Annotated in this window: 20 protein-coding genes; 12 read left to right on the top strand and 8 right to left on the bottom strand. The window is 71.2% G+C overall.

Annotation, left to right across the window (positions count from 1 at the left end; all coding sequences use genetic code 11):
* Positions 1-53: 53 nt before the first annotated feature.
* Positions 54-1,601: a BCCT family transporter gene (locus JNX00_RS19730; protein WP_083293183.1), complete on the top strand. Its 1,548-nt coding sequence runs from the start codon at positions 54-56 to the stop codon at positions 1,599-1,601.
* Positions 1,598-2,281, top strand: coding sequence for a MarC family protein (locus JNX00_RS19725; protein ID WP_070399394.1), 684 nt, complete (start codon positions 1,598-1,600; stop codon positions 2,279-2,281). The genes JNX00_RS19730 and JNX00_RS19725 overlap by 4 nt, the downstream gene beginning before the upstream one ends.
* 6 nt (positions 2,282-2,287) lie before the next feature.
* Here the strand turns inward: JNX00_RS19725 and JNX00_RS19720 are convergent, their stop codons facing one another.
* The 3 genes from JNX00_RS19720 to JNX00_RS19710 are packed head-to-tail and all read right to left on the bottom strand — an operon-like array spanning position 2,288 to position 5,315.
* Positions 2,288-2,998, bottom strand: coding sequence for a GNAT family N-acetyltransferase (locus tag JNX00_RS19720; protein WP_204743381.1), 711 nt, complete (start codon positions 2,996-2,998; stop codon positions 2,288-2,290).
* An 8-nt stretch (positions 2,999-3,006) separates the two neighbouring features.
* Positions 3,007-4,176, bottom strand: a complete 1,170-nt coding sequence (locus JNX00_RS19715) for an acyltransferase family protein (RefSeq protein ID WP_204743379.1) — start codon at positions 4,174-4,176, stop codon at positions 3,007-3,009.
* Positions 4,177-4,235: 59 nt separating this feature from the next.
* Positions 4,236-5,315, bottom strand: a complete 1,080-nt coding sequence (locus JNX00_RS19710; RefSeq protein ID WP_070399396.1) for a patatin-like phospholipase family protein — start codon at positions 5,313-5,315, stop codon at positions 4,236-4,238.
* Positions 5,316-5,381: 66 nt separating this feature from the next.
* Between JNX00_RS19710 and dinG the strand changes: the two genes are divergently transcribed.
* Positions 5,382-7,601: an ATP-dependent DNA helicase DinG gene (dinG, locus tag JNX00_RS19705; RefSeq protein ID WP_345774090.1), complete on the top strand. Its 2,220-nt coding sequence runs from the start codon at positions 5,382-5,384 to the stop codon at positions 7,599-7,601.
* A gap of 6 nt (positions 7,602-7,607) precedes the next feature.
* On the opposite strand, the gene JNX00_RS19700 is transcribed toward dinG, so the two are convergent.
* A complete protein-coding gene (locus tag JNX00_RS19700) occupies positions 7,608-8,576 on the bottom strand; it encodes a hypothetical protein (RefSeq protein WP_204743377.1) in 969 nt (322 codons plus the stop codon).
* Between the two features lie 146 nt (positions 8,577-8,722).
* Here JNX00_RS19700 and JNX00_RS19695 point away from each other — a divergent pair, with 146 nt between their 5' ends.
* On the top strand, positions 8,723-9,193 hold the full coding sequence (locus JNX00_RS19695; RefSeq protein WP_070399398.1) for a CopD family protein: 471 nt from the start codon (positions 8,723-8,725) through the stop codon (positions 9,191-9,193).
* A gap of 65 nt (positions 9,194-9,258) precedes the next feature.
* Positions 9,259-10,758: a phospholipase D family protein gene (locus JNX00_RS19690; RefSeq protein WP_204745102.1), complete on the top strand. Its 1,500-nt coding sequence runs from the start codon at positions 9,259-9,261 to the stop codon at positions 10,756-10,758.
* Between the two features lie 7 nt (positions 10,759-10,765).
* On the opposite strand, the gene JNX00_RS19685 is transcribed toward JNX00_RS19690, so the two are convergent.
* The 3 genes from JNX00_RS19685 to JNX00_RS19675 are packed head-to-tail and all read right to left on the bottom strand — an operon-like array spanning position 10,766 to position 13,146.
* Entirely contained in the window at positions 10,766-11,788 is a 1,023-nt protein-coding gene (locus JNX00_RS19685; RefSeq protein WP_204743375.1) for a metal-dependent hydrolase, read from the bottom strand.
* A 28-nt stretch (positions 11,789-11,816) separates the two neighbouring features.
* Positions 11,817-12,449: a protocatechuate 3,4-dioxygenase gene (locus JNX00_RS19680; RefSeq protein ID WP_204743373.1), complete on the bottom strand. Its 633-nt coding sequence runs from the start codon at positions 12,447-12,449 to the stop codon at positions 11,817-11,819.
* A gap of 49 nt (positions 12,450-12,498) precedes the next feature.
* Entirely contained in the window at positions 12,499-13,146 is a 648-nt protein-coding gene (locus JNX00_RS19675) for a DUF502 domain-containing protein (RefSeq protein ID WP_070399400.1), read from the bottom strand.
* 152 nt (positions 13,147-13,298) lie between these two features.
* Here JNX00_RS19675 and JNX00_RS19670 point away from each other — a divergent pair, with 152 nt between their 5' ends.
* Complete coding sequence (locus JNX00_RS19670) at positions 13,299-13,616, top strand: hypothetical protein (protein WP_239478185.1); 318 nt, start codon at positions 13,299-13,301, stop codon at positions 13,614-13,616.
* Here JNX00_RS19670 and rsmI read toward each other — a convergent pair.
* Positions 13,607-14,449, bottom strand: a complete 843-nt coding sequence (gene rsmI, locus JNX00_RS19665; RefSeq protein WP_083293207.1) for a 16S rRNA (cytidine(1402)-2'-O)-methyltransferase — start codon at positions 14,447-14,449, stop codon at positions 13,607-13,609. The two genes, JNX00_RS19670 and rsmI, sit on opposite strands and share 10 nt — an antisense overlap.
* 81 nt (positions 14,450-14,530) lie before the next feature.
* Here rsmI and JNX00_RS19660 point away from each other — a divergent pair, with 81 nt between their 5' ends.
* The 6 genes from JNX00_RS19660 to JNX00_RS19635 all read left to right on the top strand — a co-directional run bounded on the left by JNX00_RS19660 (position 14,531) and on the right by JNX00_RS19635 (position 23,614).
* Positions 14,531-14,935 (top strand): YraN family protein, encoded by a 405-nt coding sequence (locus JNX00_RS19660; protein ID WP_070399403.1) that lies wholly within the window; start codon positions 14,531-14,533, stop codon positions 14,933-14,935.
* Between the two features lie 28 nt (positions 14,936-14,963).
* A complete protein-coding gene (locus tag JNX00_RS19655; RefSeq protein WP_070399404.1) occupies positions 14,964-15,584 on the top strand; it encodes an SIS domain-containing protein in 621 nt (206 codons plus the stop codon).
* Positions 15,581-16,288, top strand: a complete 708-nt coding sequence (locus tag JNX00_RS19650; protein WP_204743371.1) for a BON domain-containing protein — start codon at positions 15,581-15,583, stop codon at positions 16,286-16,288. Before JNX00_RS19655 ends, JNX00_RS19650 begins: the two co-directional genes overlap by 4 nt.
* A gap of 205 nt (positions 16,289-16,493) precedes the next feature.
* Complete coding sequence (locus JNX00_RS19645) at positions 16,494-22,904, top strand: hemagglutinin repeat-containing protein (RefSeq protein ID WP_204743369.1); 6,411 nt, start codon at positions 16,494-16,496, stop codon at positions 22,902-22,904.
* A gap of 8 nt (positions 22,905-22,912) precedes the next feature.
* Positions 22,913-23,347 (top strand): hypothetical protein, encoded by a 435-nt coding sequence (locus JNX00_RS19640; RefSeq protein ID WP_204743367.1) that lies wholly within the window; start codon positions 22,913-22,915, stop codon positions 23,345-23,347.
* 21 nt (positions 23,348-23,368) lie between these two features.
* A complete protein-coding gene (locus JNX00_RS19635; protein ID WP_204743365.1) occupies positions 23,369-23,614 on the top strand; it encodes a hypothetical protein in 246 nt (81 codons plus the stop codon).
* The last annotated feature ends 26 nt before the right edge of the window (positions 23,615-23,640 follow it).

Raw genomic sequence — 23,640 nt, 5'->3', positions numbered from 1 at the left:
TTTCCAGCGTGCTGGCGTGTATGGTGTGGCCTCGATCTGGAGGAGAAGACCCCATGCAACTCATCGTCTCGGTCGGACTGATCCTGGCCATCGTGCTCTGGGGCGTGCTGTCGCCGGCCTCGCTGGGCGCGGTGTTCGACACGCTGCTGGCCGTCATCACGCGCGATTTCGGCTGGCTCTACCTGTGGGTGGTGCTGGGCCTCGTGGTCATGGCCCTGGTGCTCGCATTCAGCCGCTACGGCGACCTCAAGCTCGGCGGCGAGGACGAGGAGCCCGAGTTCTCGCTCGGCTCCTGGTTCGCCATGCTGTTCGCCGCCGGCATGGGCATCGGCCTGGTGTTCTGGGGCGTGGCCGAACCGATCTCGCACTACGGCAACCCGCCGCCCGGCATCGCGCCCCAGACGCCCGAGGCCGCCAACGCCGCCATGCGCTACAGCTTCTTCCACTGGGGCCTGCACCCCTGGGCGGTGTACAGCGTGGTGGCGCTGGCCATCGCTTTCTTCCAGTTCCGCAAGGGCGGTTCGGCGCAGGTGAGCACGGCGATCGAGTCGCTGCCCTGGGGTTTTGCCCGGCGCCTCGGGCCGCTGGTCAATGTGCTGGCCGTCATTGCCACCGCCTTCGGCGTGGCGGCCTCGCTCGGCATGGGGGCCTTGCAGATCAACAGCGGCCTGGCCGCGCTGACCGGCATGCCGGTGGGCCCGGCCTGGCAGGTCGGCATCATCGCCGTCACCACGGTGCTGTTCGTGGGCTCGTCGGTGTCGGGCGTGGGGCGCGGCATCAAGTGGCTGTCCAACGCCAACCTGCTGCTGGCGGCGCTGCTGGCGCTCACGCTCTTCGTGCTCGGCCCCACGGTGGCCATCATCGACACCTTCACCACCACGCTGGGCAGCTACGTCAGCGAGTTCGTGCGCATGAGCCTGCGCATGACCCCGTTCCGCGACAGCGGCTGGGTGGGCGGCTGGACGATCTTCTACTGGGCCTGGTGGGTGAGCTGGTCGCCCTTCGTGGGCCTGTTCATCGCGCGCGTCTCGCGCGGGCGCAGCGTGCGCGAGTTCGTGCTCGGCACGGTGCTGGCGCCCACGCTGGCCGGCTTCCTGTGGTTCTCGGTGTTCGGCGGCACGGCGCTCACGCTTGAGGTGATGCGCGGCGTGCCCTTGTCCGAGGCGGTGAGCGCCGACGTGTCCACGGCGCTGTTCGCGATGTTCGAGGCCTTGCCGTTGGGCAGCGTCATGAGCGTGGTGGCCACGGTGCTGGTGGTGGTGTTCTTCGTCACCTCGGGCGATTCGGCCACGCTGGTGCTGAGCATGATGAGCACGGGCGGCGACGAGAACCCGCGCGCGCGGGTCAAGCTCATCTGGGGCGCGCTGATCTCGGGCATCGCGATCTCGCTGCTGCTGGCCGGGGGCCTCAAGGCCGTGCAGACGGCCACCATCGTGTTCGCGGTGCCGTTCGCGGTGGTGATCGTGCTGATGGCCGTCGCGCTGTGGCGTGGCGTGCGCGACGACTGGGCCGAGGAGAACCGCCGCGAGCGAGCGCTGCGCCGGCGCATGCGGGAGATGGTGGAGCCGCCTCAGGGAGGGAACGGGGTGAGGGGGCCATGAGCGTCGAACTGAGCCTGGCGTTCGGCAAGAGTTTCCTGTTCGTCTTCGCCGCGCTGCTGCCCATCCTCAACCCGGCGGCCACGGCGCCGATCTTCCTCGGCCTCACCGAGGGCGCGTCCGAGCGCACGCGCGCCATGCTGGCGCGCAAGATCGCGCGCAACATGTTCGCGCTGATGGTGGGCAGCATGCTGGTGGGCTCGCACGTGCTGGCCTTCTTCGGCATCTCGCTGCCCATCGTGCGCGTGGGCGGTGGGCTGATCCTGGCGGCTACCGCCTGGCGCCTGCTCACGGCCACGCAGTCCACGGCGGACAGCCGCACCGAACTGGCCGACGCCTTCACGCCCGAGATGGCGCGCCGCCAGGCCTTCTACCCGCTGACCTTCCCGATCAGCTGCGGCCCGGGCTCCATCGCCGCGGCCATCACCGTGGGCGTGTCGCTGAGCAACGACCGCGTGGGCCTGGCGCTGGCCAACATCGGCGGCGGCGTGCTCGCGCTGCTGGCCATCGGCCTGCTGCTGTACCTGGCGTTCCGCTACGCCGAGCACCTGCTGCGCCCGCTGGGCGAGGCCGGCGCGATCATCTTCCTGCGCCTGTCGGCCTTCATCCTGCTGTGCCTGGGCGTGCAGATCGTGTGGGACGGCGTGAGCGAGCTGGTGCGCGGGCTGATGAGCAGCCTCTGAGCGGGCTCAGACCAGCACGTCGCGGATCGACGGGTCCTTGTCGAACTGGGCCTTGGCGAAGGGGCACAGCGCGACGACCCGGGTCTTGGTCTCGCGCGCCCAGGCCACCAGCGCGTCGAGCAGCTGGCGCCCCGCGCCCTGGCCCTTGAGGCGCTCGTCGACCTGGGTGTGGTCGATGATGATCAGCGTGGGGTTGGTGCGGCTGTAGGTCATCTCGGCGAGGCGCTCGCCGGCCTGCTGGATGAAGAAGGCGCCGGTGCTGCCGGCTTCCTGGTGTTCGATGGAATGGGTCATGGGAAGGGTTGTTTCAGGTGGGCCGCCGTCGATCCATTGGACAGGCACCCCTTGCCGCAGCGTGTTGTGCACCTCCGCCACCGCATCGGTTTCGCGCAGCAGCCGGGCAATGGTGTCCGGTGGCGCGGGCGACTGTACCCGCGCCCGGTAGCGCACGTCGCGCGCGGCCAGGCCGATGCCGGCGAATTCGGCCTCGGCCTGCACCTCCACCCGCTCCAGCACCACGCCCAGGCGCGCGGCCTCGCGGTACAGGTCGTTGCAGTAGCAGGTGGCCAGGGCCAGCATGAGGAACTCGCCGCCGTTGGTGGCCGAGCCGCCGCCCGCGGCCTTGGGCGCGACGGGCAGCGTGTGTTCGGCGTCGCCTGTGCGCAGAACCACCTGGTGCTGGCCCGGTGCGTGGGTGAGCGAAGCCGAAATGCGCATGCTTCGGCTCATGCCGGTTCGCGCGCGGGGCCGCGCGGGCGCCGCGGGTGGCGCTTGCCATTGAGCAGCTGGCTGATCCAGCCGTGGCGCACGAACAGCGCGTAGCTGCCCAGGCAGACCAGCGTGGTGGCGGTGATGTTGAGCGCGATCTTGGCCGCGGCCGGCAGGGACTGCTCGAACAGCAGGGCGCCGAACAGGATGGTGAGCGGGTAGTGCACCAGGTAGACCCAGTAGGCGCTGTCCGCGAGGTAGCCCAGCACCGCCTGGCGCGAGGACAGCCAGCGCAGGGCCAGGCCGATGGCGGCGAAGCTCCAGAGCCAGGCGATGCAGTGGTAGCTGTACCCGATCAGCAGCGCCGGGCCCTGGCGCAGCGCCACGGCAAAGGCGATGAGGTAGCAGGCCAGGCCCGCCACCGCGTAGCCCGCCCAGTGGCGCTGGAACCGCGCGAACAGCTCGGCCTGCCGCCCGTGCAGCATCAGCCCGAAGGCGAAGAAGCTGCCGTAGTAGAGCCATTCGTTCCACTCGGGCAGGAAGGCGCCGGCGGGCTGCAGGACGGCGTTCGGGTAGGCCGCGCTGGCCAGCAGCAGCGGCAGTGCCAGCGCCACGCAGGCCCAGGGCTGGCGCGCCAGCCAGGCCAGCGCCGCCTCGGCCGGCGCGAACCAGGCGCGCGGCAGGCGCCACAGCGCGGCGGTGAAGACGCACAGCCACAGCAGCATCCACAGGAACCACAGGTGGATGGTGTTGGGGCCGCCCAGGATGGGCAGCTCCGGCAGCACGCCGGGGTCCAGCCCCCAGCGGTGCAGCACCATGCGGTTCATGAAGAACAGCGCCGCCAGGCCCGAGGCCAGCCAGAGCGGGGGCCAGAACAGCGCGAAGGGCAGGCCCAGGCGCAGCAGGCGGTGGCGCAGCAGGCCGTCGGGGCCGCGCGAGCGCGCCAGCAGCGCCGCGAAGAAGCCCCCCAGGATGAAGAAGGCCGGCATGCGAAAGGCGTGGATGGACGAGACCACCACGTCGGCCACCAGGGTGCGCTGCTCGTCGCGCCAGGCGTTGGGCAGGTGCTGGGTGGCGTAGATGGCCTCCACGTGCAACACGATGCCCAGCCACATGAGCAGCGCGCGCAGGTTGTCCAGCGCGTGCAGGCGCTGTCCGGTGCTCGTAACGGGCGGGTGTTCGCTCATTGGGCGGGCACATTAGCAGCCCGCCGGTGATCGCGCCACCCCGCGCTGGGGACGGCCGCTCAGCCGGTGCCGCCGCCCGCGTCCGTCTCCAGCGCCAGCGTGCCGCGCACGCCCAGGTCGGCGCGGTGCCGCGCGAGCCAGGTTTCGGCCGCGCCGCGGCCCTGCTGGAACAGGCGCTCGAGGAAGGCTGGGTCGGTGCGCGTTTTGCTGCCCGCGCCCAGGGCGGCCAGTTCGGCGCCGCCGTCCACCCGGTGCAGGCGCAGCGCGGCGATGCGGCGGAACACGGGGCTGCGCAACTGCCGCGCGACCCAACCCTCGGCGGCCAGCAGCTCCTTGAGCAGCGCGATGCTGCGCAGCTCCTTGATCAGGCTGGCGTTGAAAGTGACCTCGTTGATGCGGTCCAGGATCTCGTTCGCGCGCACCGGCAGCGCCTCGCGCGCGGCGGGGTTGATCTGCACCAGCAGCAGGTCGTCGCCCGGGCTCTCCAGCAGCGGCAGCAGCGAGGGGTTGCCGGCATAGCCGCCGTCCCAGTAGGCCTCGCCGTCGATCTCCACCGCCTGGAACAGCAGCGGCAGGCAGGCCGAGGCCAGGATCACGTCGGCCGAGAGCTCGTGCTGGCGGAAGATGCGCAGCTCGCCGGTCTTCACCCGCGTGGCGGCGATGAAGAGCTGGGTGCGGTGGCAGGCGCGCACGCGGTCGAAGTCCACCGTGTCGCGCAGGATGTCGCGCAGCGGGTTGAGGTTGAGCGGGTTGAGCTGGTAGGGCGAGGCCTGGGTGCTGAGCCACTGCGCGTAGGAGCGCACCGGCCCCAGCCAGGGCGCGGCCCAGGGGCTGTCGGGGTCCAGCCAGGGCGCCGCCGGCGCCGACTCCAGGCCGCCAAAGGGGTTGATTTCGCCCACGCGCGTCCAGAACCGCCGCAGCGCGGCGCGCGCGCCGTCGCGCCCGCCTTCCATCAGGCCGCTGGCCAGGGCGACGGCGTTCATCGCGCCCGCGCTGGTGCCACTGATGCCGGTGAGGCGCAGGGAGGGGTCCTCCAGCAGGCGGTCCAGCACGCCCCAGGTGAAGGCGCCGTGCGAGCCGCCGCCTTGCAGCGCGAGGTCGATCGGGGTTTTGTGGGCGGGGACGGCTGGCTTGCTCATGGCCCATTGTTGCACTGCAGCATGAATCCGGGGCCATTCCCGGGCTCGGCGACAATGCCGGGCTCCATGATGAACGCCGAGCACCGCGAAGACCCAGCCAACGCCCCCCAGGGGCCGTTGGCGCGTGAGGCGATCGCGCTGGCCGCTTTCGACCACGTGGTCTCGCACGCGCCGGGCTTCCGGGCGCGCCCCGGGCAGCGCGAGATGGCCGCCTTCATCGCCGAAACCCTGGCCGGCGTGAAGCTGGGCGACGACAGCGTCTCGGGCGAGGCCGGCGCGCCCGAGCGCGGCATCGCCGTGGTGCAGGCCGGCACCGGCGTGGGCAAGTCGGCGGCCTACGCGGCCACGGTGATCCCGCTGGCGCTGGCGCAGCAAAAGCGCGTGCTCATCAGCACCGCCACCGTGGCGCTGCAGGAACAGCTCATCAACAAAGACCTGCCCGCGCTGGCCGCGCTGCTGCCCCAGCCCTTTGCCTACGCCCTGGCCAAGGGGCGCGGGCGCTACGTCTGCCGGCTCAAGCTGGACCAGCTGGCCGGCGGCGAGGCGCAGGACGCCGACCTGTTCGGCGAGGAGGGCGCCGGCCCGGCCAGCGGCGCCGCGAAGGACGACTGGGCGCAGCGCGCGCGCCAGTACGCGCAGTGGACCATCGCGCTCGACCAGGGCGACTGGAACGGCGACCGCGACCGCCTCGACGAACCGCCCGATCCCGCCCTCTGGGCGCCGGTGGCGGCCGAGCGCCACACCTGCACCGCGCGCCACTGCCCGGCCTACAACAGCTGCAGCTACTACCAGTCGCGCAACCGGCTGGCGCAGGCGCAGGTGATCGTGGTCAACCACGACCTGCTGCTGTCCACCCTGGGCCTGCACGCGCTGCCCGCGCCGGCCGACTGCTACCTGGTGCTGGACGAAGCGCACCACCTGCCCTCGGTGGCCCAGGGCCAGTTCACGTCGCAGATGGACCTGATGCGCACCGGCTGGCTCGACCCCCTGCCCAAGGCCTTCGAGGAGGTCGCGCGCGCCATCGCGCACCGCCACGACCTGGACCTGGCCGAGGCCACGCGCGGCGCCAAGGCGGCGCTGGCCGATCTGGCGCGCCTGGGCATGGACCTGCTCGGCCCGGCCGTGCGCGAACACCCGGCCGAGGCGCCGCCGCTGGTGCACCGCCTGGACGCGGGCGCCCTGCCGGCCGGCTGGGCCGAGCCCCTGGCCCAACTGCAGGGGCACGCCCAGCGCCTGCTCAAGCTGGCCGAGGCCCTGGCCACGCAGCTGCGCGCCAACGCGCGCGACAACCCCGGCGAGGCCGCGCGCTGCGCCGAGCACTACGCGCGCATCGGCCGCTTCGCGCCGCGCCTGCAAAGCCTGCACGACACCACCAGCCAGTGGCTGCTGCTGGCCAGCGAGGGTGCGCCGCCGCAGGCCAAGTGGATCGAGGCCCGCGTGGAGCGCGGCATGGTTGCCATGAGCGCGCACGCCTGTCCCTTGCAACCGGGCAGCCTGCTCAGCGGCCACCTGTGGCGCCAGGTGCGCGGCGCGGTGGTCACCTCAGCCTCGCTGGTCACCTGCGGCGGCTTCGACCACTTCCTGCACGAGGCCGGTCTGGCCTGGGACGCCGCCGTGGCCACGCGCGAGGTGCAGAGCCCCTTCGACCACGCGAAACAAGGCCGCCTGGTGGTGGTGCAGACCCGCGCCGACCCCAAGGACGTGGACGGCTACACGCGCGAGATGCTGGACCTGCTGCTGGCCGACCTGCGCGAGGTGAAGCGCGGCGCGCTGGTGCTGTTCACCTCGCGCGCGCAGATGCGATCGGCCCAGCAGTTGCTGGAGCGTGGCGAGCACGCGCGCCTGCGCGAGCGCGTGCTGGCGCAGGGCGAGGCCTCGCGCACGGTGCTGCTCAAGCGGCACGCGCAGCGCGTGGGCGAGGGCGAGGCCTCCATCCTGTTCGGCCTGCAGTCCTTCGGCGAAGGCCTGGACCTGCCGGGCGAGCTGTGCGAATGGGTGTTCATCACCAAGCTGCCCTTCGCCTCGCCCAGCGACCCGGTGGGCCAGGCGCGCGCCGAATGGCTCAAGAGCCAGGGCCGCGACCCGTTCAGCGAACTCGTGGTGCCCGCCACCGGCGCGCGCCTGCTGCAGTGGACCGGGCGCGCGCTGCGCACCGAGACCGACGAGGCCACCGTGGTCTGTTACGACGGCCGCCTGCTGCGCCAGGGTTATGGCCGGCGCATGCTGCAGGGCCTGCCACCCTACCGCCTGCAGCGGCGGCAGGCGGGGGTGACGGCCGACGTGTGAGGCCGCTCAGGGGGTGAGGGCGCGGGCGCAGCGGGCCGGGAAAACGTTCACCTTGTTGACGATGGCCTGCTGCGTCAGCGTGGGGTCGAAACGGTGCAGGTGCGCGGAGGTGGTGGGCGAGGCCGCGGCCTCGCTGGAGCTCCAGTACCAGCTGTCGGCGATGCCGCCGATGTCGCCGTTCTCCTTCAGGCGGCTCTGCATGTTGCCCGCGAGCAGCGGCGCCGCCTGCGTGCCGCAGACGCCACCACCGAAGGTGTAGCCCAGTTCGCAGATGGCGGGCAGGTACCAGTCGGAGAACCCGCTCGCAGCGCTGTCCTGGCAACGGCCCGCCGCGGACGGGATGGCGCCCACGGCCATGACGATCTGGTTGGTGTTGCTGGCGCCGTCGGTCAGGCTGCTGGCGCCCATGAGGCTGGCAGGGCCCCAGTCGCCCATCGGCGTGGCGTCGCTGGGCGCGGCGACCTTGCCGCCGACGCTGCCGCTGGCGACGGTGGTGTCGTCAAGGTCGAACACCCAGCCGCCTTGGTACCAGCTGCCAAAGGTGATCACCTGGAGCGCCGCGTTCACGCTGTTGGTGTTGCTGCCCTCCACCTCGAGCAAGGCGGACGCGGGGGCGGCGTTGCCTGGTGCGGCCGTGGGCGTGGCGCCGGGCGTGACCGTGGCGGTGCAACTGGCGCCCGCCGCCAGCGTGGCGCCGCAGGTCGAGATCTGGCTGGTGCCCGCGGGCAGGCCCGTGGTGTTCAGGGCCAGGTTCAGCGCGGCGTTGGCACCGGTATTGGTGATGGTGAGCGTTCTTGCAGTGCCCGACACCGCCAGCGCCAGCTGCGACACGCTGAGGCTGAGCGTGGTGGCCGGTGCGGGCGGGGGCGCGGGGGCCGGGCCTGGCGAGGGAGAGGAGTTGCCGCCGCAGGCGGCCAGGCTTCCAAGGGCGAGCAAGGCCATGGCCCTGCGCAACAGGGGGCTGATCGACGGCATCTGCTGGGGTCTCCTGAACGATAGGGGTGACGGCGGCGCCGCGCACGATATCACCGACTCGGGCCGGGCCGCCGCGCCGAACGCCCTTTGCTACGATGCCCCGGGCCCACCGCCGGCCGCTTTCTTCCCCTCTCCACCCGATCGCCATGCTCTACGCCGTCCTCAAACTCCTCCACGTGCTCGCCATCGTCTTCTGGGTCGGCGGCATGGCCTTCGCACACGTCTGCCTGCGGCCTTCCGTGACCATGCTGCCGCCGCCCGAGCGCCTGCGCCTGCTGCACGCGGTGATGCAGCGCTTCTTCCGGGGCGTGCTGGTGGCCGCGCTGCTGGCGCTGGTCACCGGCCTGTGGATGATCGGCCGCGTGGCCAAGGAGTCGGTGCAGGCGGGCGTGAACTTCGCCATGCCGCTGGACTGGACCCTCATGGGCGCACTGGGCATCCTGATGATCGCCATCTTCGGCCACATCCGTTTCGCCCTGTTCAAGCGCCTGTCGCGCGCCGTGGCGGCCAGCGACTGGCCGGCCGCCGGCGCGGCGATGGCCTCGATCCGCCAATGGGTGCTGGTCAACCTGGTCATCGGCGTGGCCATCATCGCCATCGCGCTGCTGCTGACCTGAGCGACGTGCGTGCGACACCTGGCCCCGCCCGCCTGCGCCGCGCCGCCACCGCCGGCCTGATCGCCATGCTGTCCGTCCTGCTGCCGGCCTGCGCGCTGCCCCCGCTGGACGGGCGGACCGAATCCCATGCCCTGGCGCCGGCTGAAGCGGCCGGCACCGCACTGGGCCGCGCCCTGGCGCCGCAGGCGGCGGCCCACCCGGGGCAGTCGGGCATCCTGGCGCTGGAGGACGCGCTGGAGTCCTTCGCGGCGCGGATGCTGCTGGCGCGCGCCGCCGAGCGCACGCTGGACGTGCAGTACTACATCTGGCGCGACGACATCACCGGCCACGCCCTGCTGGACGAACTGCGCCAAGCGGCCGCGCGCGGCGTGCGCGTGCGCCTGCTGCTGGACGACAACGGCCAGTCCATGGACGCCACGCTGCTGGCGCTCGACGCCCACCCCGGCATCGAGGTGCGGCTGTTCAACCCGTTTTCGGTGCGCCACCCCAAGGCCCTGGGCTACCTCACGCACTTCTCGCGCGCCAACCGGCGCATGCACAACAAGGCGCTGATCGCCGACAACCAGGCCGCCATCGTGGGCGGGCGCAACGTGGGCGACGAATACTTCGGCGCCACCGATGGCGTGCTCTTCGCCGACCTCGATGTGCTGGCCACCGGCGCGGTGCTGCCCGACCTGTCGGCGGACTTCGACCGCTACTGGGCCAGCGGTTCGTCCTACCCCATCGATCGCATCGTGCCGGCCGGGCGCGCGGCCGACGCGCGCCCGGACAGCGAGGCGCTGGCGCGCCAGGATCCGCGCGCCGCGCGCTTCTCCGAGGCCCTGCGCGCGTCGCGCTTCCTGCCCGATCTGCTGGCCGGCACCCTGGAGCCCCTGTGGGCCCAGGTGGAGATGGTCAGCGACGACCCGCGCAAAGGCCTGGGACAGGCGCGCGACCAGGACCTGCTGGCCCACCAGCTGCGCCGCATCCTGGCGCGCCCGCCGCGGGCCTCGCTGGACCTGGTGTCGCCGTACTTCGTGCCCACCGACGCGGGCGTGGGCGTGTTCGCCCGGCTGGCCGCCAGCGGTGTGCGCGTGCGCATCCTGACGAATGCGCTGGAGGCCACCGACGTGTCCGCGGTGCACTCGGGTTACGCGCGCCACCGCCAGGCGCTGCTGCGCGCGGGCGTGGAGCTGTATGAAATGCGGCGCGGCGCTACGGTGCCCGGCCGCTCCGGCCTGATGGGCAGCTCGGGCTCCAGCCTGCACGCCAAGACCTTCGCCATCGACGGCCAGCGCGTGTTCGTGGGTTCCATGAACTTCGATCCGCGCTCGGTGCGGCTCAACACCGAACTCGGCTTCATCATCGACAGCCCGGCCATGGCCCAGGCGGTGGAGCGCGCGTTCGGGCGCGAGATCCCGGCCGCCGCCTACGCGGTGCGCCTGGACGGGCAGGGCGGCCTGGTCTGGATCGAGCGCGGCGAAGGCGGGCGCGAGATCCGCCACAACCGCGAGCCCGGCGTCGGCCTGGGGCGCAGCGCCTGGATCGGCCTGTTGTCGCTGCTGCCCATCGAGTGGCTGCTGTAGCCGGCGCTCAGTCGGCCTGGGCCCGCAACCCCGGTGGCGCCACCCGCTCGCCCCACAGGCGGCGCCACAACCAATCCAGGCCCTGCGCCACGTCGATGCGCATGCCTTCCAGGCGCGAGGCGCGCGGCCCGTTCGCCCGCTCGGCTTCGGTGCCGAGGTCGAAGTGGAAGGTGTAGTGCGGCTCCTGGCCCATGCGCAGGTCGGTCACGTAGAGCCGGCCCCCGTCTTCCAGGACGCGGAAGAAGCCGTGGGTGAACGCGGCCATGCGCCGCAGGCCCTCGACGCCGGCGTGGCGCTCGGCCAGCGCGGCGCCGCGGGTGTAGCGGCGCCAGTCGATCGCGCGGCCTTCGTCGAGCAGCGAGTAGTGGCCTTCGGCGTACTGCGTGGGGCCCATGGCGACCACCCGCCAGAGCACGGTGTTGAAGGGCGCCGGCGTCACCAGCAGTCGATCGGCCGCGATGCCCTGCTGGCGCAGCGAGTCGCGCGCCACCTGGGCCACGTGGTGCTGCGCCGCCACGCTCCACGCCAGGTAGGCGCTGCTCAGCAGCAGCCCGATGGCGTTGGCCCTGAGCCCGGTGCGCGGCGCCGACAGCGCCCACACCACGCCCACGATCAGGGGCAGGGTGTACGCCGGGTCGATGATGAACACGCTGCCCACGCCGAAGGGGTGGTTGCTGAAGGGCAGCAGCAACTGCGTGCCATAGACCGTCATGGTGTCCAGCAGCGGGTGCGTGACCAGGGCCAGCCACAGGGCCAGCCACCAGCGCCGAAACAGCGCGCCCTCGCCGTGCAGGCGCGACACCCCCCAGGCCAGCAGCGGCGCGAACAGCGTGAGGTAGAACAGCGCGTGCGACTCGCCCCGGTGCAGCACCATGTTGAGCACGGCGTCGCCGTGGTCGATGAAGGCGTCGAGGTCGGGCAGGGTGCCGGCGATGGCGCCCCACAGGGCGGGCTTCCAGGCGGCGGTGCGCCGGCCCATGACGGCCATGGTGACGGCGGAGCCGAGCGCGATCTGGGTGAGTGAGTCCATGGTGGACGCCGATGCTATCGGCGCTCTATCAGGCCTGGACGACGATGGGGAATGTGGCCTTCACGCCATCGCCGTCGGGCGTGAACGGCCGGGTGAGCGCCGCGCGGGCGGCCTCGTCCAGCCGGCGCCAGAGGCCGTCGCGCGGGTTGCCGGGGTCGCCCTGCACGTAGAGCTGGGTGGTGAGCAGCTCCATGCGGTCCAGTTTCACCTTCACGTGGATGTGCGGCGTGCGCCCGGTGTACGGCACGGGGCGCAGGGCGCGGAAGCGGTAGCGGCCCTCGCGGTCCAGCGCCGCGCGGCCGAAACCCTGGAAGGTCGGATCGGCGCGGTCGCCGTCGCCCGGGTGGTGGTAGTGCCCGTCCGCATCGCATTGCCAGATCTCGACCACCGCGCCCCGCAGGGGCCGACCGTCCAGATCGACCACCGTGCCCTCGATCCAGGCGGCCTGGCCCTTGCCGTAGCGCACCTGGCCGTTGCGCAGCAGGTCGGCGTCGGTGTCGGCGGGCAGCGCCACGGGGTAGAAGGGGCCCTCGGTCTGGCGGGGCGTGGGCCGCAGGCCGCCTTGCGCGATGGCCGCGCTCAGCCAGCCGGGGGTGGCGATCAGCGCGGCGCTGCCAAGCAGCAGGGAGCGGCGGGTGCGGGCGGGATTGGGGGTGGCCATGGCGGTTTCGAAGCGCGGGTGGCCGGTGAGTTCCGCGCGCCGCCTCGTATCAGTAGGGTTCGCGCCCCGGTGGGGGCGGGGTGTCGGGCGCGGCCTCGCGGCCGTTGTCGCGGGCCGAGGCCATCCAGGCGATCAGCGAAGAGCGCATGGCCTCTTCCACCGACATCTCGACCGGCGTGACCCAGCTGCGCGGCACGAACACCGTGTAGCCGCCGATCATGTAGCCCATGGGCAGGTAGACGGCCACCTGATCGAGTTCACCGAGCGCGCCGGGCAGACCGCTGAAGTTTTGCCGCGTCACCAGGCCGACGATGGACATCTCGCCGCCCGGTGCGCGCAGCAGGACCACCTGCTGCTGCGGGTGGTCCTTGTCGTGCGGGGCGAAGTAGTCGGCGAAGTTCTTCAGCGAGGAGTAGATGCTCTTGACCACCGGCAGGTTGGTGAAGGGCAGCTCCACCACCGAGAGCACGCGCGCGACCTCGGGGCGCGAGACCAGCACACCCAGGCCGAAGATCAGCGCCGCCACGATGACGATGCCCAGGCCCGGCAGGTAGAAGTCGCCGACGAAGGGGCTGATGAGCGCGCGCGTCAGCGATTCGGTCCACACCACCAGCAGGTACAGCGCGTACAGCGTGAGGGCGGCCGGCAGGAAGGTGATCAGGCCGCGCAGGAAGGTTCGGGTCAGGGTCGATTTCATGGGCGTGGGGGAGAATAGCAGTCCCTGGTGGCGAACGAATGCCGCCGACGGGCGGGCCTTGCAATGGCCGTGCCCGCCCCCAGGTGCCGGATTCGCCCGCATTTCCGCCGCGGGACGCCGGAACTCACGTGACCCCATCCGCTCTCTCACCCATGAATCCTGTTGCCGATCTGCTGGGCCGCGTCGCGGGCTTTGCTCTGCGCCTGGCGCTGGGCCTGGCCGCGGCGGTCTTCCTGGTGAGCCTGTTGCTGGCCTCGGTGCTCGCCGTGGCGGGCATGTCGCTGTGGGCCTTGTTCACCGGGCGCCGGCCGGCGCCGCTGGTGGTGTTCGGCCGCATGCGCGAGCGTTCGCGCCAGTACTCGCAGGGCGTGTGGCGCGCCGGCCCGGCCGCGCCGGGCGCTGCGCCGCGCGGCGAGGTGGTGGACGTGGATGCGCGCGAGGTCGAGGAGCCGCGCCGGCCTCAGCCCTGAGGCGGTGGCGCGCGGCGCGCCAGCGCCGCCTCGTACAGCGCGTTGCGCGGCGCGCCGGTGATGTCGGCGGCCGCTTTCACGGCGGCCTTGAGCGGCAGGTCCGCGAGCAGGCGGTCGAGCACGCGCAGGGCGGCTTCGGGCAAGGCGTCGTCCTCGGGGGATGAACCCTCGCGCGGGTGCACCAGCAGCGCGAACTCGCCGCGGATGCGGTTCGCGTCGCCCGCCAGCCAGCCCGGCAGGGCGTGGGCCGCCAGGTGCACCACCTCCTCGAATTGCTTGGTCAGTTCGCGCCCCAGCGTGATCGGGCGGGGCCCCAGGGCCGCGGCCAGGTCGCGCGCCAGCGCCTCGATGCGGTGCGGCGCTTCGAGCAGGACACAGGCCTGTGGATCATCGGCGATGGCTTGCAGCCCGCGCTGACGCTCCGCGCCCTTGGCCGGCAGGAAGCCGGCGAAGCGGAAACCGCCGTCCCAGCCCGTGTGGCCGCTCACGCTCAGCAGCGCTGTCAGGCTGCTGGGGCCGGGCACTGGCACGCAGCGCAGGCCGGCGTCGCGCACGGCGGCCACCAGGCGCGCGCCGGGGTCGCTCACGCCGGGCGTGCCGGCGTCGCTCACGTACACCACGCGCTGGCCTTCACGCAGCAGGGCGACGACGCGCACCGCGGCCTCGCTCTCGTTGTGCTCATGCGCCGCGATCAGCGGCTTGTGCAGCCCATAGGACTGCAGCAGCGCGGCGGTGTGGCGCGTGTCCTCGCAGGCCACGCAGTCGGCCAGGTCGAGCACGTGCAGGGCGCGCAGGCCGATGTCGGCGCGGTTCCCGATAGGGGTGGCCAGCATGTACAGCGCGCCCTGCGGAAAATGCTGCGCACCCGCCGCGGCGCGCGCGGCGTGGAGCAGTTCAAGGGCAGGGGGTGACACGTGCGGTGGTTTCCATCAGGGGCGCCGAAGCCGGCGCGCGAGGCCGGCCAGCGGGCCGAGGACAGGGCCTTGGCGCACCTGCAAGGCCAGGGGCTGAGCTTGGTGCAGCGCAACTTCCGCACGCCCGGGCGCGGCGGCGGCGAGATCGATCTGATTATGCGGGAGCCCGACGGCACGCTGGTCTTCGTCGAGGTGCGCCAGCGCCGATCAGGGGCCTATGGCGGAGCGGCCGCGAGCATCGATGCCACGAAGCGCCGGCGCATCGTGTTCGCGGCGCGGCACTTTCTGGCGCGGCAGCGGTCCATGCCACGTGCACGCTTCGACGCCGTGCTCATCCACGGCGACGGCGGGGAGCTTCAGTGGCTGCGCGCGGCATTCGACGCCAGCGATCCGTTTTCTTTTTGACACGAGGCCCACGGCTATCATCGCGCCCATGCTCTTGCAGCGCATTCAACAGCAATTCATCGACAGCGCCGACCTCAAGTACCAGAGCGCGCCGGTGCTCGCCCCTCTGGTCGAGGGCGCGGTGTCGGCCTTGCTGGCCGGCCTCACGGGCGGTGGCAAGGTGCTGGCCTGCGGCAATGGCGCCGGTGCCGCGCTGGCCCAGCAGTTCGTGGTGCACATCCTGGGCCGCCACGAGCGCGACCGCCCCGGCCTGGCCGCGCACTCCCTGTCGGCCGACGCCGCCGTGCTCACCGGCATCGCCAACGATTTCGACGGCCGACAGGTCTTCGCGCGCCAGATCCATGCCCTGGGCCTCGCGGGCGACGTGCTATTGGTCTTCAGCACCGACGGCCAGGCCGGCAACCTGGTGGCCGCCATCGAGGCCGCGCACGAGCGCGAGATGACCGTGGTGGCCCTGACCGGCGCGCGCGGTGGCCGCGTGGCCGCCCTGCTGCGCGACACCGACGTGCACATTGGCGTCCCCCACGAGCAAGCCTCGCGCGTGCTCGAGGTGCAGCTGCTGGTGCTGCACTGCCTGGCCGACGGCCTCGACGCCCAACTGCTCGGCCTGCCCGATTCCACCCCCATCGACACGGAGAACCCCGCATGACCACGACCCGACCTTCCGCGAACCGAACCCGCCTGGGCACCGCCGTGCTGGGGGCTGTCGGCCTGTCGCTCGTGCTGTCCGCCTGCGCGCCGCTGGTGCTGGGCGGCGCGGCCGTGGGCACCGCGCTGGTGGCCTCCGACCGCCGCAGCTCGGCCACGCAGCTGGAGGACCAGACCATCGAAATGCGCGCCGGCAGCCGCATCCGCGATCAGCTGGGCGGGCGCGCCAATGTCTACGTCAACAGCTACAACCGCCAGGTGCTGCTCACCGGCGAGGTGCAGAACGAGGCCACCAAGGCCGAGGCCCAGAGCATCGTCTCGGGCGTGGACAACGTGCGCAGCATCGTCAACGAGCTGCAGGTGATCAACTCGCCGGGCTTCTCGCAGCGCACCACCGACACCTTGATCACGGGCCGCGTCAAGGCGGGCTTCGTGGACGCGCGCGACATCCCCACCACCGCCATCAAGGTCACCACCACCAACAACGTGGTGTATCTGATGGGCCGTGTCACCGCCAAGGAAGCCGAGCGCGCCACCCACGTGGCCCGCAACGTGGACGGCGTGCAGCGCGTGGTGCGCGTATTCGAGGTGCTGACCGAAGAAGAGCTGAAGCGACTGGCGCCGGAGCCGTCCGTTCAGCCCTCGAACGTCGTGACGCCGCCGCCGGGCAGCAGCGCGCCTGCGACCACCGCGCCGCGCCAGTGAGCGCGACGGGGTGCGCAACACCCCGTGAGTGAGTTGTGATGGAACCCGTCCCCGACAGTGGGCGGGGCGTGCGACTGGCCTCAAGAATCCCTCAAGCTTTCCCCAACTACTGTTGAGGCGGTATTCGGCGTTCTGCCTCGCGCTGATGTGATCGTGCATTCCGTGCCCATGGCGCGGCGTTGTGACTCGCATCAGGGGGCAGGGGATGAGCAGCAAGACGCGCCAGCGCATGGTGTTTCAGCGCATGGCCATGGCGGTGGCCGTGGCCATGGGTGCTTGGTCGATCGGTACGCCAGCCTGGCCGCAGATCGTGGCCGACCCGGGGGCGCCGGGGCGCCAGCGGCCGACGGTGCTGTCGGCGGGCCGCGGCGTGGCATTGGTCAACATCCAGACGCCCAGTGCGGCGGGCGTGAGCCGCAACAGCTACCGCCAGTTCGATGTGGGCGCCGCGGGGGCGATCCTGAACAACAGCCGCGGCGAGGCGCAGACCCAGCTGGGCGGCTGGGTGGCGGGCAACCCTTGGCTGGCCACGGGTGGCGCGCGCATCATCCTCAACGAGGTCAACTCCAGCGACCCCAGCTGGCTCAAGGGCCCGATTGAAGTGGCCGGCCAGCGCGCCGAGGTGGTCATCGCCAACCCCTCGGGCATCCAGGTCGACGGCGCGGCCTTCCTCAACGCCAGCGGCGTCACGCTCACCACCGGCACGCCCGTCTTCAACGGCGGCGCGCTGGACGCCTACCTCGTGCAGGGCGGGCAAGTCCGCGTCGAGGGCGCGGGCCTGGACGCGCGCGGCGCCGACGCCACCGCCATCCTGGCGCGCGCCACGCAGCTCAACGCCGCGCTCTGGGCGCAGCGCCTGACGCTCGTCAGTGGCGCCAACACCATCGACGCGGCCAGCCAGCGGCCCACGGGCGCGGCCCCGCCCACGGGCGAGGCCCCCGCCTTCGCGCTGGACGTGGCCGCCGTCGGCGGCATGTACGCCGGCCAGATCCAGCTCATCGGCACCGAGGCCGGGCTGGGCGTGAACAACCAGGGGGTCATCTCCGCCGAGAGCGGCCCGCTGCAGCTGCGCGCCGACGGCTGGCTCGTCAACAAAGGCAGCCTGCAAAGCGAGGGCGAGCTGCAGGTGAAGGCCCAGGGCGTGGACAACGCCGCGGGCGCCGTCATCGTGGGCGAGCGCGTGGGCCTCGGCGCCGACACCGTCAACAACGGCGAGGGGGCCGTCATCGCCGCGCGGGGCGATCTGTCCATCCAGGCCCGTGAATCCATCAGCAACCGGCGCGGTGGCCTCATCCTCAGCGGCGCGGACATGGCCCTCGCGGCCGAGCGCATCGAGAACCGCAGCGCGCGCATCGAAGCCCTGGGTGAGCTGGACGTCAAGGCGCGCGTGCTCATCAACGCCAACGAGCACCTGCAGACCGAAGTCACCACGGACGGCGGCACCACCACCACCCGCACCCTGTACTTCACCCCCAGCGGCGAAGTCGATGCGAGCGAGATCGCCTGGATGGCCGTCAAACCCCTCTCGCTGATGCAGGGCAGCGAAGGCTGGAACGACTACGTGCGCTATGGCCGCCCCTGGATCCTCACCCGGGCCAGCGCCGAGGCCCTGGGCGTGAGCGACCCGCGCTTCAATGCCTGGTACCACGGCCCCGAGCCCTTTGTCGCCGCCGGCATCGTCACCGTGGGCAGTGGAGACAGCGAGGCCCAGGTCTGGCAAGACGCGCAGTTCAACTACCGCCGCGGCGACCCCATCTGGGCCGCCCTGGGCGTGGCCCCACCGCCCGGCGAGCCTCCGGGCCCCATGCCCCGCCCGCCAGTTCCCGACGGCGCCGTCCCCGTGGACCTGAGCGCCTACCAGCGCGAACTCGCCGCCTGGCAGGCCCAGGCCGCCCCCTGGGTGGCGCTGGGCGAGACGCTCGGGGCGGTGAGAGGCGCCATCAACGCCGAGCTGCGCCCCTTCGACATCTACCAAACCGTCACCGAAACCCGCCCCACGCTCAAGACCGTGCACAGCGAGCCCGGGCAAATCCTCTCGGGCGGCGGCATGCGCATCGACGCGAGCGAACGGCTCAGCAACCAAGACAGCGAGATCGTGGCCGGCGGCGTGCTGAACACGCCGGGCGCGGCGGTGGACAACCAGGCCAGCGAGGTGGCCGCCAGCCTCACCCGCCGCGGCACGGCCTACACCTGGGGCGTGGTCGACCACACCTGCGAAGGGCTCACCTGCCAGACCCACTACGGCTGGGTGCAGACCCCCATCGACCAGCGCATCCCCCTCTCGCTCAAGGTGAGCGCGCTGCGCCAGGAGCAAGGCGCCGCCGACGCGCCCACGGCGCCCTCCGTGGACCTGAGGAACGCCCTGTTCAAGCCGGCGGCCAACCCCGCGGCCACCTACCTCATCGAGACCGACCCGCGCTTTGCCGAGCGGCGCCAGTGGCTGAGCTCGGACCACCAGTTGGCCCTGCTGGGCGTCGACCCCAGCACCCTGCACAAACGCCTGGGCGACGGCTTCGTCGAACAGCGCCTGGTGCGCGAGCAGATCGCGCAACTCACCGGCCAGCGCTTCCTGGGCGACTTCAGCGACGACGAAGCGCAATACATGGCGCTCCTGGAGGCCGGCGCCACTTATGCCCAGGCCCACCAGCTGCGCCCGGGCATCGCCCTCACGGCCGAGCAGGTGGCCGCGCTCACCAGCGACATCGTCTGGCTGGAGACCCAGGTTGTCACGCTGCCCGACGGCAGCCAGCAGACCGCTCTGGTGCCCAAGGTCTACCTCATGCCCAGGCCCGGCGACCTGGCCCCCGATGGCAGCCTGATCGCCGGGCGCCAGGTGCAGCTGAACCTCAGCGGCGCGCTGCTCAACGGCGGCACGATCGCCGGGCGCGAGCTGGTGCTCATTGACGCCCAAGGGATTCAAAGCAGCGGGCGCATCCGCAGCGAGGGCGTCACCGCGCTCAGGACCCAGGACGACATCGACGTGCGGGGCGGTGAGCTGAGCGCGCGAGACGCGCTGCTGCTGGACGCCGGGCGAGACCTCAAAGTGAGCAGCACCACGGCCCACAGCGCCGACGGCACCGACGGCACCGACGGCCAGACCGAGGTGCTCGATCGGGTGGCCCGCCTGAGCGTGAGCGGCCCGGCCGGCCAGCTCATCGCCCACGCCGGGCGCGACATCGAGCTGCTGGGCGCGGGCGCTCAGGCCGACGGGGTGGACATGCACGCCGATCGCGATATGCGCCTGGGGACCGTGGACACCCGAGAAGCGCTGGACGCCACCCGAGACGAGAGCAACTACGGCCGGGTGCAGCGCAGCGCCGAGGTGGGCAGCTGGGTCGCTGGCAGGCAAGTGAACCTCTCGGCCGAGCGGGACGTGCAGATGCGCGCCGCGCAGGTGCAGGCCAACGGGGATCCGGCCAACAACGCAGGCCCCAACAACGCGGACCCCAACAACGCGGACCCCAACGGCCGGGACCAGCCCGCCCAGTCCCCTTACGACGAAGACCCGGCCAACGGGCGCCTGCGCGTGCACGCCGGGCGCAACCTGGACATCGACGCCGGCGAGGCCCGCTACCAGGTCGAGCACGGGCTGCACGCCAAGAGCAGCGACATCCTGGGCGCCTCCAGCACCACAACCCGCCGCCTGGACAGCCACACGCAGGCCCAGGGCAGCGCGCTGGGTGGGCGCCACATCGACCTCAGCGCCGACGGCGACATCACCTTCCAGGGCTCGCACGCCGTGGCCGATCAGGACCTGGACGTCAACGCCGGCGGCAGCGTGCGCGTGCTGGCACAGCGCACCGAGCACCGCCAGGAGCGCTTCCAGCAAGACAGGAGCAGCGGCGTCTTCGGCAGCGGCGCGGGCCTCACCCTGGGCAGCCAGCAACGCAGCAGCGAACAGAACGCCTCCGGCAGTGGCGCGGCGGGCAGCACGCTGGGCTCCCTTCAGGGGAACGTGAACATCCACGCCGGCCAGACCTACGAGCAGGTGGGCTCGGACCTGCTGGCCCCCCAGGGCGACATCGACGTGCACGCCCAGGCCGCGCGGGTCAGCGACGCGCGCACCGGCGAGCGGCGCTGGCAGCAAGACAAGATGAGCCAGAGCGGCTTCACCGTGGGCCTGAGCGGCGCGCCGGTGCAGGCCATGCAGGGCTTTGCCGACACCGTGGAGGCGCTTGGCAAGACCGGCGACCGGCGCCTGCAGGCCCTGGGCGCGGCCACGGCGGGGCTGCAGGTGCAGCAGGGCATGGGGGCGGCGGCCCAGGCGCAGGGCAATGGAGACGCCACGGGTGGCGCGGGCGTGAACTTCAGCGTCGGCGCCTCCAGCAGCCGCAGCACCAGCGAAGGCAGCGCCGACAGCGCGCAGGGCAGCCGCGTCTACGCCGGTGGCAACGTGACGTTCATCGCCGAAGGGGCCGGCCAGGACAGCGACATCCAGGTCCGCGGCAGCGAGCTCAACGCGGGCCGGACCGTGCACCTGAAGGCCGAGGGCAACGTGGACCTGGGCGCGGCACAGAACACCGTGCAGGAGCGCACCGAGAGCGAGAACCGCTCGGGCAGCGTGGGCATCGGCTGGCAGTTGGGCGGCGCCAACTCCGGCTGGGGCGTCACCGCCAGCGCCAGCGCGGGGCGTGGCCACGCCGAGGGGCAGGCCATCAGCCACACCAACACCCACGTCACGGCGGCAGAGAAGGTGGTGGTCGAGTCCGGGGGCGACACCGCCCTGGACGGTGCGGTGATCAGCGCCCCGCGCATCGAGGGCGATGTCCAGGGTGACCTGCACATCGAGAGCCTGCAGGACAGGGCCAGCTACCACGAGCGCAGCCGCCAAGCCGGTGGCAGCGTGAGCTTCGGGGCCAATGCGGGGGGTGCCTCCTTCAGCAGCGGCGCCACGGACATTCACAGCGAGTACGCCAGCGTCACCGAGCAGAGCGGCATGCGCGCGGGCGATGGTGGGTTTGATGTCCGGGTCAAGGGCAAGACCGTGCTCAAGGGCGGGGCGATCACGAGCACGCAGGCGGCGCTGGAGGAGGGCAGGAACCACTTCGCCAGCGACGGCGGGGTCGAGCTGCAGGACGTGCAGAACGAGGCCAGCTACAAGGCCCACTCCAGCAGCGCGACCGTTGGCGTGGGCGGCCAGCTGGGCAGCAGCGGCGCGGGGGTGGGCTCGGACAAGGGGCAGGCCAGCAGCACCACCAAAGCCGCCATCACGGGCATCGCGGGCGACAAGGACGCCCGCACAGGTGATGCGCAGAGCGGCATCGCGCCAATCTTCGACGAGGAGCAGGTCAAGGACGAAGTCAATGCCCAGGTGGGCATCACCAAGGCATTCGGTCAGCAGGCCGTGCCGGCGGCGTCCCACTTTGCCGACAAGAAGGCGGTGGCCTTGCGCCGAGAGGGCAACGAAGAAGAAGCGCACAAGTGGGACGAAGGGGGCGAGTACCGCGTCGGCTTGCACACGGCCATCGGCTTGCTCACGGGTGGCGTCGAAGGCGCGGTGGGGGCGGGGGCTGGTGCGGCTCTGGTGCCGGTGGTGGGCGAGACCATCGCGGACTTGAACCTGCCCGAACCGGTGCGCCAGGCCGCCACGCAGTTGACGGGCATGGCGCTGGGCGCGGTGGGAGGTGAAGCGGGGGCTGCGGCCTCGTTGAACCAGACCGCCCACAACTACGTTTCTCACAGCCCCTACCGGGAGGTCAATCGCAGGGTGAGCCAGGAGAACGCGCGCTTGACCAATGAATGCGGTGTGAACTGCACGGCCGAGGACTTCCGACGCATCGACCAGCAGATGGCCAAGTTGGAGGCCGCGGGCACCCTGGCCGAAATCGGCAAGCGCGGCTATCTCACCGAGGAGCAGGCCCAGCGGCTGGCGCAACTGGCCGTTGAACTGGCGCCGTTCTACGGCACGGGCGAATCGCTGATGCAGCTGATCACCGGGCGCAGCAGCGTCAGCGGCGAGGAGGTCAGCCGCTTCTGGACGGCGGTGGGCGTGGTGCCGCTGGCGGGAGGGGTGCTCAAGAAGGTCGGTGAACCGGCGGTGGAAGGGTTGCGGGCGATTTTCAAGGGCGGCGAAGCGGTCAAGATGGCTGGGGCCACAGCGGAGGATGCTCAACGGGCGGCCAGTGCGGCCCAGGGTGGGCGACTGAAAACCGAACTGGGCGATTGGGCAAAGATGTTGCCCGACACCAGCAGGGATGCGGAGTACCTCGCCAAGACGGATCGGCAGGTACTGCAGCAGAACAACTTCGACATGGACCACGTGCTCACGGGCGAGGTCAATGCCAAGGGCAAGGCCACTGGCTATCACGCGGAGTTCGCAGCTGAGGGGGAGGCGCGCATACAGCCCGGAGCTGAGATCAAATACAACGCCAACGGAACATATGAGGCACCGGTGCAGATTTGGGATGCGGCAAAGGGGGCGTGGGTGGATAAGGTTCGAAACTCGACTTTCTTCCCGCCTTCGTGGTCCCAGGCGCGCATCGAGTATGAGGTGTCGGAGGCGTTCAAGAGCAAGCAAATGCTGGATGCCACTAAGTGGCAAGGAACATCGCCAAGTGGGGTGGTCATTGAAGGATTCGTTACCCCGACGCGAACGACCTTCTACCCTACCAAATAGGAACTCTGATGAGCTTGTTGTTGCGTGCCACCTTGGTCGAGCATGTGGCCGATGCCGATCCGTCGAAGAAGTGGATCGGAAGATGGCTTGAGGTTGTTGACACGCATGCGCAGTCTTCTGGATCTCGCTGGGAACTCTGTGAGCCTCAATTCCGGATGATGTGCAGCGCGATCATGTCTGACATCCAAACCGCCGAAGGCTCCGGGGCAATCGCGCTCAAGGAGATCTGCCGCATCGAAGCGGGTGAAATCGCCTACATCGAATCCGACGGCAACGCCTGGGTGGCCTACATCACCCCCGACAAGGTCTGGTTCGAGGGCCTGTACAGCCAAGGCGAAGGCGGCGAGGTCAGCTTCGCCCAATACAAGCTCGCCGTACAAACCTATGTGCGCTTTCTCGCCGATCCGGAACACAAGTCGATTGAAGTTGAATTTCCTTCCTGACGTACCCAGTCGTATGGGCCCATGAAGACCAATGAGTCTCCTGAGCCGCTACTGCTCGCAATCCTTGCTGCGGACGGTGAGCGCATTCGTGATTTCGCGATTCGCTGGGTTAAGGAGTACACGAACGCTGGCGAGTGCGCGCTAGCTTTTGACAGCCTTGCCGCTGAGATAGAGGACGGCAGCTACAAGCCTTCGGCACGTGCTTGGGGCCTGATCGAACTCGCAGCAACGGCGCTAGATTTGCCTTGTCCGACATTCAAGGCGTGATCCTTAGAACTGTGAAGACGAGGTCG

This window comes from Hydrogenophaga sp. YM1 (genome assembly GCF_016903055.1).
Lineage (GTDB): Bacteria > Pseudomonadota > Gammaproteobacteria > Burkholderiales > Burkholderiaceae_C > Hydrogenophaga > Hydrogenophaga borbori.
Note: the sequence above shows the minus strand (reverse complement) of the source record. Positions and strands in the feature narration are given on the sequence as shown.

What these genes read in the sequence shown, in the direction of transcription:
- rsmI (WP_083293207.1), bottom strand. Translation starts at nt 14,449, where the DNA reads ATGCTGGCCACCCCTATCGGGAACCGCGCCGACATCGGCCTGCGCGCC.
- JNX00_RS19720 (WP_204743381.1), bottom strand. Translation starts at nt 2,998, where the DNA reads ATGCGCATTTCGGCTTCGCTCACCCACGCACCGGGCCAGCACCAGGTG.
- JNX00_RS19700 (WP_204743377.1), bottom strand. Translation starts at nt 8,576, where the DNA reads ATGCCGTCGATCAGCCCCCTGTTGCGCAGGGCCATGGCCTTGCTCGCC.
- JNX00_RS19710 (WP_070399396.1), bottom strand. Translation starts at nt 5,315, where the DNA reads ATGAGCAAGCCAGCCGTCCCCGCCCACAAAACCCCGATCGACCTCGCG.
- JNX00_RS19680 (WP_204743373.1), bottom strand. Translation starts at nt 12,449, where the DNA reads ATGGCCACCCCCAATCCCGCCCGCACCCGCCGCTCCCTGCTGCTTGGC.
- JNX00_RS19695 (WP_070399398.1), top strand. Translation starts at nt 8,723, where the DNA reads ATGCTCTACGCCGTCCTCAAACTCCTCCACGTGCTCGCCATCGTCTTC.
- JNX00_RS19675 (WP_070399400.1), bottom strand. Translation starts at nt 13,146, where the DNA reads ATGAAATCGACCCTGACCCGAACCTTCCTGCGCGGCCTGATCACCTTC.
- JNX00_RS19685 (WP_204743375.1), bottom strand. Translation starts at nt 11,788, where the DNA reads ATGGACTCACTCACCCAGATCGCGCTCGGCTCCGCCGTCACCATGGCC.
- JNX00_RS19635 (WP_204743365.1), top strand. Translation starts at nt 23,369, where the DNA reads ATGAAGACCAATGAGTCTCCTGAGCCGCTACTGCTCGCAATCCTTGCT.
- JNX00_RS19715 (WP_204743379.1), bottom strand. Translation starts at nt 4,176, where the DNA reads ATGAGCGAACACCCGCCCGTTACGAGCACCGGACAGCGCCTGCACGCG.
- JNX00_RS19730 (WP_083293183.1), top strand. Translation starts at nt 54, where the DNA reads ATGCAACTCATCGTCTCGGTCGGACTGATCCTGGCCATCGTGCTCTGG.
- JNX00_RS19650 (WP_204743371.1), top strand. Translation starts at nt 15,581, where the DNA reads ATGACCACGACCCGACCTTCCGCGAACCGAACCCGCCTGGGCACCGCC.
- JNX00_RS19670 (WP_239478185.1), top strand. Translation starts at nt 13,299, where the DNA reads ATGAATCCTGTTGCCGATCTGCTGGGCCGCGTCGCGGGCTTTGCTCTG.
- JNX00_RS19690 (WP_204745102.1), top strand. Translation starts at nt 9,259, where the DNA reads ATGCTGTCCGTCCTGCTGCCGGCCTGCGCGCTGCCCCCGCTGGACGGG.
- JNX00_RS19640 (WP_204743367.1), top strand. Translation starts at nt 22,913, where the DNA reads ATGAGCTTGTTGTTGCGTGCCACCTTGGTCGAGCATGTGGCCGATGCC.
- dinG (WP_345774090.1), top strand. Translation starts at nt 5,382, where the DNA reads ATGATGAACGCCGAGCACCGCGAAGACCCAGCCAACGCCCCCCAGGGG.
- JNX00_RS19655 (WP_070399404.1), top strand. Translation starts at nt 14,964, where the DNA reads ATGCTCTTGCAGCGCATTCAACAGCAATTCATCGACAGCGCCGACCTC.
- JNX00_RS19725 (WP_070399394.1), top strand. Translation starts at nt 1,598, where the DNA reads ATGAGCGTCGAACTGAGCCTGGCGTTCGGCAAGAGTTTCCTGTTCGTC.
- JNX00_RS19645 (WP_204743369.1), top strand. Translation starts at nt 16,494, where the DNA reads ATGAGCAGCAAGACGCGCCAGCGCATGGTGTTTCAGCGCATGGCCATG.